This window comes from Candidatus Methylomirabilis limnetica, assembly GCF_003044035.1.
GTDB lineage: Bacteria > Methylomirabilota > Methylomirabilia > Methylomirabilales > Methylomirabilaceae > Methylomirabilis > Methylomirabilis limnetica.
The window spans coordinates 19,309-29,446 of sequence record NZ_NVQC01000021.1 but is presented as its reverse complement, the minus strand read 5'-3'; the positions used below and the strand labels follow the sequence as shown (position 1 = coordinate 29,446).

Annotated in this window: 10 protein-coding genes and 1 pseudogene; 1 reads left to right on the top strand and 10 read right to left on the bottom strand. The window is 59.8% G+C overall.

Annotation, left to right across the window (positions count from 1 at the left end):
• The 5 genes and pseudogenes from CLG94_RS07205 to CLG94_RS07185 all read right to left on the bottom strand — a co-directional run.
• Positions 1–544 (bottom strand): annotated as a pseudogene (locus CLG94_RS07205) (IS21 family transposase); the annotation flags it as partial.
• A gap of 231 nt (positions 545–775) precedes the next feature.
• On the bottom strand, positions 776–2,347 hold the full coding sequence (locus tag CLG94_RS07200; RefSeq protein WP_107562184.1) for an arylsulfatase: 1,572 nt from the start codon (positions 2,345–2,347) through the stop codon (positions 776–778).
• Positions 2,348–2,414: 67 nt separating this feature from the next.
• Positions 2,415–2,825 (bottom strand): hypothetical protein, encoded by a 411-nt coding sequence (locus CLG94_RS07195; protein WP_107562183.1) that lies wholly within the window; start codon positions 2,823–2,825, stop codon positions 2,415–2,417.
• Between the two features lie 478 nt (positions 2,826–3,303).
• Positions 3,304–4,164, bottom strand: a complete 861-nt coding sequence (locus CLG94_RS07190) for a transporter (protein ID WP_320414615.1) — start codon at positions 4,162–4,164, stop codon at positions 3,304–3,306.
• Between the two features lie 119 nt (positions 4,165–4,283).
• On the bottom strand, positions 4,284–5,954 hold the full coding sequence (locus CLG94_RS07185; protein ID WP_107562182.1) for a mechanosensitive ion channel family protein: 1,671 nt from the start codon (positions 5,952–5,954) through the stop codon (positions 4,284–4,286).
• Between the two features lie 409 nt (positions 5,955–6,363).
• Between CLG94_RS07185 and CLG94_RS07180 the strand changes: the two genes are divergently transcribed.
• A complete protein-coding gene (locus tag CLG94_RS07180; protein WP_432264760.1) occupies positions 6,364–6,771 on the top strand; it encodes a DUF4143 domain-containing protein in 408 nt (135 codons plus the stop codon).
• Here CLG94_RS07180 and CLG94_RS07175 read toward each other — a convergent pair.
• From CLG94_RS07175 to CLG94_RS07155, 5 genes are all read right to left on the bottom strand, one after another.
• Entirely contained in the window at positions 6,674–7,588 is a 915-nt protein-coding gene (locus CLG94_RS07175; protein WP_107562181.1) for a transporter, read from the bottom strand. The two genes, CLG94_RS07180 and CLG94_RS07175, sit on opposite strands and share 98 nt — an antisense overlap.
• 381 nt (positions 7,589–7,969) lie before the next feature.
• Positions 7,970–8,323 carry a hypothetical protein gene (locus CLG94_RS07170; RefSeq protein WP_133174660.1) on the bottom strand — a complete coding sequence of 118 codons (354 nt, stop codon included), beginning with the start codon at positions 8,321–8,323 and terminating at the stop codon, positions 7,970–7,972.
• A gap of 159 nt (positions 8,324–8,482) precedes the next feature.
• Positions 8,483–8,944 carry an endonuclease domain-containing protein gene (locus CLG94_RS07165; RefSeq protein ID WP_239993161.1) on the bottom strand — a complete coding sequence of 154 codons (462 nt, stop codon included), beginning with the start codon at positions 8,942–8,944 and terminating at the stop codon, positions 8,483–8,485.
• Positions 8,945–8,964: 20 nt separating this feature from the next.
• Positions 8,965–9,525 (bottom strand): lipid-binding SYLF domain-containing protein, encoded by a 561-nt coding sequence (locus CLG94_RS07160; protein WP_107562179.1) that lies wholly within the window; start codon positions 9,523–9,525, stop codon positions 8,965–8,967.
• Positions 9,526–9,601: 76 nt separating this feature from the next.
• Entirely contained in the window at positions 9,602–10,069 is a 468-nt protein-coding gene (locus CLG94_RS07155; RefSeq protein WP_107562178.1) for a hypothetical protein, read from the bottom strand.
• Between the last annotated feature and the right edge of the window lie 69 nt (positions 10,070–10,138).

The window sequence follows — 10,138 nt, the reverse complement described above, 5'->3', positions numbered from 1 at the left end:
CACTGGCTCTGGTTTGGCCATCGAAGAACATCTCCTGTCGCTCGTACGGATAGGCCCGCACAAAGGGCATGCCCGAATAGCGCGATCGCATACAGAAGAGCTTGACCTGCCGCTCCTCTCCTGCCATGCGGACCCAGGCAGCTCCCCAGTCGACTTCCGCCTCCTGCGCGAGCTCCGGGTCTAAGGGGATGACCGCTGTGACTGTCGGCCATCCCAGCCGGGCCTTCTGCTCCCGCACCCATCGTCTCACCGTCGACTCCGCCCCTGGAAAGGCATACTCTTCGACCAGTCGGGTCCAGATCCGGTGCGCCGTGTGGCGATGCTTCTTGGGGGTCTCCTGATCCGTGCGGAGCCAGCCCTCGATGATGGCGGCGACCGAGTCCATCACCCGGGAGGCCGGTTCGTGCCTCCTCCGGTACTTAGGCTCCCAGCCAGCTAGAACCTTGCGGATCGTTTTGCGTGTATGCCCAGTCTCCCGCGCGATCTGACGAATACTCTTCTGATACACCCGAGCGGCCGTCCTGATGAGCTCGTACTGATCCATCCCTAGCACTCCTCTCCCTCCCTGTCTCTGGTGTGGTCTTGCTCGAACACACGAGAAACAGCGAGCGTATCAGAGTGGGCTCCTTTTGCTCGATCATTGCCGTGTTAGGTGGGTCCCTTTTACTTTAGCGAAATCACACATCCGTGTAAGCCCGCCCTGCATGAGGGCACGTGTGTTCACGGGGAAGCGCTCTGCCCGGTGAGACGCATCAGCTTTTCATCGAGTGCGGTTTTACTTGCCGCTGCCGCTTTCCTTGGTGAGCTTTTCCATGACCTGATCCAAACTGAAGCTGCCCGCCTTCATGCGAGGTGGGAACTCCTTAAAGCTCGAGAGCCATTGTCCCACGTACGCCTGTGCGGGGACCAGCATGTAGATGCGTTCCATCCTCCAGCGCCAATAATCGATGCCCTCATGGTCGGCACGCTCGAACGGGTCCATGCGAAGATTGAAGAGCTTCGGCAGGCGAAGTGGGACAAACGGTTCTTCCCACACTTCCGCACCATGCGCGCGCTGTTCCTGGAACACGAGCTTCCAGTTGCCGTAGCGGAGGTTGAGCAGGCTGCCGTCGTCGCTCCAGTAGAGGAACTCCTTGCGGGGCGATTCCTCCGTCTGGCCGCTCAACCACGGAATGAGGTTGTAGCCGTCAATATGCGCCTTGTAGGTCGTGTTGCCGATTTTCTTCGTGCCCTTGCGGACGTCTTCCTTGACGTTCGGGTCGCCCGCGGCGGCAAGCAGCGTGGGTAGCATGTCCTCGTGCGAGCCGATGCCGTTGAGCACGGTGCCGGGCTTAATCGTACCTGGCCAGCGGATGGCGGTCGGCACGCGCCAGCCACCCTCCCAGTTGGTGGCCTTCTCGCCGCGGAACGGCGTGGTGCCGCCGTCCGGCCAGCTCATGACCTCCGCGCCGTTGTCGGTGGAATACATGACGATAGTGTTGTCGGCGAGGCCGAGGTCGTCCAGCAGCTTGAGAAGCTGGCCCACGTGCCCGTCGTGTTCCACCATGCCATCCGCCTCGATGCCGAGGCCGGTCTTCCCTTCGGACTCTTTCTTGAGGTGCGTCCAGATGTGCATGCGGCTCGTGTTGAACCAGGCGAAGAAAGGCTTGCCGTCCTTGTGGGCCTTCTTAATGAAGCTTACCGCGCCGCCGAGGAACTCCTCGTCGATGGTCTCCATGCGCTTTTTGGTGAGCGGGCCTGTGTCCTGGATTTTCTGCGTGCCGTCAGCGTTGGCCCAGGAATGGATCACGCCCCGGGGGCCGAAGCGCTTCCTGAACGCGGGATCCTTCGGATAGTCCACGTTCTCCGGCTCCTCCTCCGCGTTCAAGTGGTAGAGGTTGCCGAAAAACTCGTCGAAGCCGTGGTTCGTGGGCAGGTGCTCATCCAGGTCGCCGAGATGGTTCTTGCCGAACTGGCCGGTGGTATAACCAAGCGGCTTCAGCAGCTCAGGGATGGTCGGATCGAGCTTGGTCAGCCCTTCCTTCGCGCCCGGCAGACCGACCTTGGTGAGGCCGGTGCGGATGGGCGACTGGCCGGTGAGGAACGCCGCGCGACCGGCGGTGCAGCTCTGCTGGCCATACCAGTCGGTGAACAGGGCGCCTTCCTTGGCGATGCGGTCAATGTTGGGCGTCTTGTAGCCCATCATGCCCTGGTTGTAGGCGCTGACGTTCCAGATGCCGATGTCGTCGCCCCAGATGACGAGGATGTTGGGTTTCTTCTCCGCCGCGTGGGCCGGTGCGAATGTACTGAGCAGCATCGTTGCGGCCATCAGCAACGATAGACTGATGGTCAATCGTTTGAGTGTCATGGAGTGCTCCTTGTCGATTGTTGATGCGTTGGTGGCGATGCGCTTGTGTGTGCCGCCGTTCCTCCTTTCAGTTGTTGGTTGATTCATGTTGTCGTGTGACCCGTTCATTTCCCGTATCTCGTTGCTCCCATTCCGTATCCCGCGATCGGCGTCTCAAGGGGGTCAGTATATCACGTCCCATGCCTTGAGTTTCTTCACAGCCGTACCGAACGGGCCGAGCTGGTACACGGCCGCGCAGGCCCCTGTTTTCGATAAGCCAGTGTATTTCATCAAGCAATTGCGGCACCTTCTGCACTTCGTCTATAATGACCGGCCCCTTCAACTGCTTAGCGGCCGCCGCCAGTAACTGTTCCCGCAGCAGAAAGGGACGCTTGAGGAGTTCAAGAAAAAGGTCGGTCTGAAGCAAGTCATAGCGCACACTATCCGGGGGAAGGCCGCCCTGAGAAATGCGGTTTTGCCTGTCTTCCTTGGACCCCACAAGAAGGCTGACTGCCTCTTCGGCAACTAGATCTTCAGCAACCGTGGCATCGTCTGTAACATGGATATACCTCCGTTTTAGTTACACTATTATGGAGTAGAATCCGTTTTGGTAAATTCATCAACATTCACAAAACACTATTCTCTTTCAAATACTATAAGTTCATAAGTATGAGTCCGCCTGTCTTTCCAGACCACGAAACTTCCCGCGCGCCAACGAACACGGCAGCGATGAGAGTGTGGTTGATTGAAGAGGGCAGGTTCCGGCCTGTAGAACCGGAATGTCAGGAGAACTAATAGCCAGTAGAACCGTCCATCGGTCCCGCTGAGTAAGACAGACGTGCAATTTATCGCAGCAGCCTCTCTTGACGAGAGAAGCTTGGACGGCGGTAGGGTACACCTTGCAGTAGGGGATGGCGCCCGCTCATTTCGGGAATAGGAGGATCACCGCGAAGCGAAGACCCCAATCGGGGCCACCGTCAGGTCGGTCCGCATAGACCCGCCCCCCCCAGTTGGAGCTGGATGGGTTGGCCGCCGATCTTCAGCATCTGGGCGACCGTCGCGTTCAGCGGTACTACCCACCGCTTGTTCTCCCAGTCGTAGGTGGACTCGGTGTTCAGGGCGAACGTCGTATAGGTCTTCGTGGTGAACGAAACGAACGGCTGCAGAAACGTGGTACTCACATCCGCTCGGCTGTCTCGACCGGCGAACGACCAGATGTGGTTGGCCAGCAGGCCGTAGGTCCAGCCGCTGTCCTGCTTCAGAAAGACAGCCGTCGGGCCTGCGCCCCACTTTTCGGCGCCGAGCGCGTCGTCGCTTGCGCTGGGATAGAGGAACACCGGCCCCACGCCCCAGATCCAGCCGCGGCTGGTCGGCGCACTGGGCGAGAGGAAGAAACTCTGGACAATGTCGCCCAGCCCGCCCGTATCGCGGCCCCCAGCAACGGGGGCTTCCGCGTGGATGAACGGCACGATCGTCCTGGTAATAAGGTTCCACTCTGCGGTCAGCGAGAACGGGATGACCGGCTGGACGTTGAGCAGGTAGCGCATGGCCTTTGCAGAGCCGATGCTGAAATCCCAGTTGCTCTGCAGCGGCACGCTGATGAGCTTGGCGACCGGGTTCTGGAGCTTCTTGGCCAACTCGGCTGCCTCGTCATTCTGACCCGCCGCGCCACCGCCACCGGATGGGGTCGCTTCCTTCTGCGATTGGGCAGCAGCGTCCTGCTCCGCTACAGCGATATGGGGGGCCATTGTTGCAACCAGCGCAACGAGCGCAATCACCACGGGGTGAATCCGACGCTTGAGCTGGTGGGCTGATGTGTGCGGTATGTGGCTTGGCATTATGAGTCTCCATCCCACCTTGGTGAGGAGAGGGTTCGGTCCGCCCGTTTCCCCCTCCTTACGAAGGAGGGGGTTCGGGGGATGTTGCTTTCCGGCGGGCTACGGCCTGTCTTCGATTTTCATCTTTCGCCGCTCGGGGGCGTAGAACCTGCTGCCGGTGCTGAGAACCACTGATCCTTTGGCACCACCTTTGGCGCCTCCGGGTCACCCTCGTAGGCCGGCGTCATGATCTGCACACCGTACTCGTTGAACACATCGAGGATGTTCTGGTGCAGCGCCGTGTAGAACCGCGCCATACCTTGCGGGTTGTCGCAGTAGACGTTGAGCTCGTAAGTCACGGCGAAGTCGCCCAGGGACTTCTGCAGCACGAAGGGTGGCGGCTCCTTGAGCAGTCCAGGCGTACGCTCGGCGGCAAGCCGCAGCATCGCTTCAACCTGCCGCCAGGATGTCTCGTAGCCAATGCCAACGGTAGTATGCAGAATCAGCCCGCGCGAGTGCGCGAGTCTGCTGTAGTTGATGACGTGACTGGCGATGATTACCGAGTTCGGGACGGTGATCTCCTCGTTCTTGATGGTGCGCAGGTGCGTCACCACAAGCCGGATTTCAGTTACGTCGCCGGTGATCTCGTTAACCCTGATGCGATCGCCGACTTTGAACGCGCGGCGGTAGATCACGGAATAGCCCGCGATCAGGTTGGCGATGAAGGACGACGATCCCAGCGAGAAGAGTACGCCGAGGAAGATCGTCAAGCCCTTGAAGGCCTCCGAGTTCGAGCCGGGGATATGCGGATAGGCCATCACCAATGCGGCCACGATGATCAGCGCGCGCACGATTTTGTACGTTGGCATGGACCATTCACGCTCGAAATTCCTGGGTGCAATCGTGCCATTCTCGATGCTGGTGAAGAACAACCGTGTGAGCCTAAGGACATAACGCGTCACGATCGCCAAAATCGCCACAAACGCCAAACCTGGCACGGCATGGAGCACCCCCATGCCGATGTCGCGCAGCGGGTCGAGCAACAGCGCCAGTAGCCGCCCGGCGAACGCACGCGTCCACGGGTACAAGCCGAGGACGAGGTTCAAATAAAGGTAGACGGCAACCAGAATCAGGAAGCCCTGCAGCCCCTGCAACAGGCCGCGCACCGATTTCCACACGAGATCCGCCTGAATGATCTGGTGGGACTGGGCCTGCAAGCCTTCGATCCGTGACCTGAGGAGCCGCTCGACGAGCGCGTCCAGCCACCGAAACGCGCGCCGGAATCCGAACAGCAGCAGCGCGAATACCAGCGTTGCGCCGAGCGCATAGCCGGTGTGGAGCAGCAGCTCGCGCGGGTTGCGGTCGTGCCGATAGGTGTCGATGGCCGGCGCAATACGCTTAAGCGTGGCCTCCGCGAGCACCTGGCGCGAGACGCCCTCCAGCGCGGCATCCGCGTCCAGAACGCTCATGATCGGTCGATCCCCGGCGAGGAGGTTGGATCGATCCCCCGCCTCGACCACGTGCAAGGTATTGGTAGACACGGACCGATCGGCGGCAATGGCCTCGATACGCCCGCTGACGGTCAGTGCGCGCCTCTCAGCCGGGTAAGCCGTCACCCCGCGCACGCGAAAGAGCACCTCTCCGTCCAGGGTAACCGCCGCTCGCGCAACATCCGTTGTCGCCTCAATGTCGGACGTTATGGACGATATGTTCCCAGCCGGGACAGCTACTTTATCCTGCGCCCAAGCGCCCGGCACGAGCAGCGCTAGCATCGCGATGCAGGCCACAAGGGCAGTCGTCGGTCGGTTCATAGCTCTTGGTCCTTCTTCATGAAATGACAGGGGCCAGTAGGGTGAATGGATTGGCTCTTTCCTGGTCCGGTAAGTTATCACAAAAGCTTTGTTGCGGCAAAGATACGGCAATCCCAGGGGGACACATCCAGCTATTACTGGGAGCACTATCTAGATTGCACTCTTGCACAACATCTCCAGCAACTTCCCCCTTTAAAAAAGGGGGATTGAGGGGGATTTGCTGATGGTTCAAATCCCCCCTTACCCCCCTTTGCGAAAGGGTGGCAAACTATTTTATGCTCCGAGTACTATCTCACACGGCTCACCAGTACCGTCAAGCGCTCCCCTATTACGTCACTGCTCGATCCACGCCAGTGCGGCAAAACGACATTAGCGCGCATGTTCGCAGAAAGCAAACATTCAACATGCTTTGATCTCGAAAGCCCTGCATCGCTTCTGGACCATGCTGGCCCACTATCACGGACAGACCTGGAATGCCTCTGAGCTGGGTCGCTCCATGGGACTGTCCGACAAGACCGTGCGCTCGTATCTCGATATCCTGACCGGAACTTTTATGATCAGGCAACTCCAGCCTTGGCATGAGAATATCGGGAAACGCCAGGTGAAATCGCCGAAAGTTTACTTTCGGAATTCGGGGATGCTCCACAGTCTGCTCAACCTTTCCGATTTTCATGCACTGACCGGGTCTCCTCGGGTCGGGGCCAGCCCCGGTGACGGAATTAATGCCCTCCGCCCCAGAGGTATTGCCAAGCGATCCCGACCGCGTCGAAGTCGGTCCCTGTCCGGGTGTATGCGCCGACGCTGCCGTAGAGTTTGATCGAGTTGTGCCGATCCACAGGCAGCGCTAGGGTAACGCCTACGCGTACGTTCTCTTGCCGATCATTGCCACTCACGCCGGCGACCGTCGTGCGCCCGCCGGTGTAGTAGGTGCCATCCACCGCTCCCCACGCACCGCGACCGAAGTTGTAGACGAGGTGTCCCTCAACGGAGTAGATGGGGTCCCGCTCGAGAGTCTTGCCGCCGAGAAAATTACCGTTGTCGGTGTAGAGGGTGACCCCGGTGGCGAGTTCCAGCGTCACCGGCCCCAAGGCCTTGGAGATCCCGACCTCCGGCCTGACGGACCAGCGATTGGTCCCGATATTCAGGAGCCTGCTGGAGTCGTATTGGCCGCCGGGAGTGGACACCAGCAGGCTGGCCCCGACGATGACGTCCTGCCTGTAGTCAGCGAACTCCTTCAGCGAGAGGGCGGGGGCTCCGTAGAGGTTGACCGAGAATCGGAACCTCGGATCGCCGAATCCGGACACATCGCGTTGACGAGGCTGCTCCGCAATTGTGGCGCTCCCCGACGTCCAGGCATAGGGCAGAATCGCGATGAACTTTCCGGACTTGCCCCACACATCCAGGGAACGGACGTAGGCGAAGACGGTGGCATGGGTCTGGACTTTGGCATCCCTCAACGGCACCGATGCATCGTCCGGCACGCCGTTTTCCAAGTAGCCATAGCCCGCGATCAGGAAATTCAGCCCGACCGGGGTGTTTACGTACGCTCTCGGCTCGAGCTCCTGTGCGTGCACACCAGAGGCCACCACCACAAGCGCGATCACGCCAAGTGCCGCGCCCAATAAGCAGGTCATGACGCCCCATGGCGCTCCTCCACGCATTACTTTACCTCGACCATCACCATGTATTACGGGGAGCATTAACTAGATTGCACTCTTGCACAACATCTCCAGCAACTTCCCCCTTTACAAAAGGGGGATTGAGGGGGTTTTACCGATCGTTCAAAACCCCCCTTACCCCCCCCTTTGCTAAAGGGGGAGACAAGCTATTTTATGCTCTGAGTAATAAGTCTTGACGGTGATGGTCCCCTGGCCGCCCTTGCCGACGTCGTTTCCGTCAAGGCTGATCGATTGGTTACCGTGCTTGGGCCATGTGGTGCGCCAGACGTGGTGGCGTCCGTTCATTTCGGGAACAGGAAGATCACCGCGAAGCGAAGACCCCAATCGGGGCCGCCATCAGGCCGGTCCGCGTAGACCCGCCCCCCCCAGTTGGAGCTGGATGGGCTGGCCGCCGATCTTCAGCATCTGGGCGACCGTCGCGTTCAGCGGCACCATCCACCGCTTGTTCTCCCAGTCGTAAGTGGACTCGGTGTTCAGGGCGAACGTCGTGTAGGTCTTCGTGGTGAACGAAACGAACGGCTGCAGGAACGTGGTGCTCACATCCGCTCGGCTGTCTCGACCGGCAAACGACCAGATGTGGTTGGCCAGCAGGCCGTAGGTCCAGTTTCTGGCCCGCCGCGCCACCGCCACCGGATGGAGTCGCTTCCTTCTGCGATTGCGCAGCAGCCGCCTGCGGCGCCGAGACGGCATGTGCTGCCATTGTCGCGACCAACGCAACGAGCGCAATCCCCACGGGGTGACGCAGACGCTTGAGCTGGTGGGCTGATGTGTGTGGCATGTGGCTTAGCATGATGAGCTCCCATCCATTCTTGGTATGGAGAGGGTTCGGTTCGCCCGTTTTCCCCCTCCTTACGAAGGAGGGGGTTCGGGGGAGGTTGCTTTCCTACGGGCTACGGCTTGTTCAATGCTGGTCAGGACTCCTTCGAGATTCTCAAAGATCTCCAGGTTCGTGAACCGAAGGACCTCGATCCCGAAGCGCTCCAGGTAGGTCGTGCGCTCCCGGTCATACTCCATCGCTTCCGGAAAGAAGTGCGAGTCCCCATCGACCTCGATCGCGATCTTCGACCGTGGAGCGTAGAAGTCAAGGACGTAGGCATCGACGCTATACTGCCTGCGGAACTTCGTGCTGAATTGCTTGCCTCTGAGGTGGTGCCAGAGCCTGCTTTCGCCGTCTGTCGCGTTGTTCCGCAGGGCTTTGCGTTTGCTGAGTTCGCTGCGCTTGTTGAAGTGCTGGGTCAGAAGGCTACCTCCCCCTGACCCCCTCCTTTGAAAGGATGGGGGAAGTGCATGCTGGAAGGCCAGGGTACCCACGGAAAACCCGGAAGAACCGATTACTTATTGATCTTGCTGATCTTCGAGCCCTGCAGGCCGAGCCCCGCCATCAGCCCCTTCTGGGCGAAAAAGAACGCGTAGACCCCCTTCTGAACCGTTGTAGTCGTCAGCGACTTGGCAATGCCTTGGTCCACGATCACGATACTCGGGCCGGCGCCGACCTCCCAGCCGTGGCTCTCGTCCAGATACTTGAGCGACGCATCGTCCATGAACATCAGCGCGTACCCGAACGTCTGTGCGCCGGCCTGCAGGCCGTACGAGGCGGCGACCGTATTGTAGTAGCCGACCGCCTTGTCGCCCTTGCGCAGGACGCCCTCGCCGTAGTGTCCGCCGACGATGAACCCGGCCTTAATGATACTCGGGAAGACGAGGATACCTTTGGCCTTCGCCGCAAGATCCTTGGCCACGGGCTCGCTGTCGTACAGGGTCTTCAAGGCAGCATCGGCGTCACGATTGATCTCGGCCGCAGACGCCGCCATGACCGGGTGCGGGCGCAGCAGGGCCGCAGCCGCCATCGCGACAATGATCGCGGTTCCTACAATTCGACCGTATGTAGACATGGGTTTCTCTCCTTGTGATTCGCCTCATTGGGTGGCGTGAAGGTCCCGGGGCCGGAACACATGGTTGACGACCGGGCTACTTGACCAGGGGAATCCCCTCCGCCAACTCGTAGCGGATAAGCGCCTCGACCTTGTTCTCGATCTGGAGGTAGCGGGCGACCTTTTTTTCCGGCAATGCCTGGCGCAACTTCGGCAGGTAGGATTTCTTGAGTGTGACCCGATCCCCCTCGATCGCCAGGTACTCACCCACGAGCTTCTTGGCTGCCTCGTCGCTCATCGCCTGGTAGTTCTTGGCGAAATCCTGGATCATCGCGAGCATGCGTCCATTCAGTAGTCCGAGGTCCTTCTGATAACTCTCATAGACCGGCCAGAAGGCCTGGGTCTCCTTCTCGGTCAGGTCCATGTTGACCGCGACCAGCAGCTTTTTGTCGGCCTTGATCTTTTCACGCATGATCTGCATGGTGTTGGCCGGCTTGTCCTGCGCCAGCACCGGAAGGGCCATGGACAACAACAGCAGCGTGATGACAGCACATCGAATACGCATCGATCTCTCTCCTTTTTTAAATTGTGAATTGTGAATGGTGAATGGTGAACGCCACGTGATTGTGGCGTC

Excerpts from the sequence above, each read along its gene's own strand:
- CLG94_RS07200 (WP_107562184.1), bottom strand. The coding sequence starts at position 2,347 with ATGACACTCAAACGATTGACCATCAGTCTATCGTTGCTGATGGCCGCA.
- CLG94_RS07190 (WP_320414615.1), bottom strand. The coding sequence starts at position 4,164 with ATGCCAAGCCACATACCGCACACATCAGCCCACCAGCTCAAGCGTCGG.
- CLG94_RS07185 (WP_107562182.1), bottom strand. The coding sequence starts at position 5,954 with ATGAACCGACCGACGACTGCCCTTGTGGCCTGCATCGCGATGCTAGCG.
- CLG94_RS07175 (WP_107562181.1), bottom strand. The coding sequence starts at position 7,588 with ATGACCTGCTTATTGGGCGCGGCACTTGGCGTGATCGCGCTTGTGGTG.
- CLG94_RS07170 (WP_133174660.1), bottom strand. The coding sequence starts at position 8,323 with ATGCCGTCTCGGCGCCGCAGGCGGCTGCTGCGCAATCGCAGAAGGAAG.
- CLG94_RS07160 (WP_107562179.1), bottom strand. The coding sequence starts at position 9,525 with ATGTCTACATACGGTCGAATTGTAGGAACCGCGATCATTGTCGCGATG.
- CLG94_RS07155 (WP_107562178.1), bottom strand. The coding sequence starts at position 10,069 with ATGCGTATTCGATGTGCTGTCATCACGCTGCTGTTGTTGTCCATGGCC.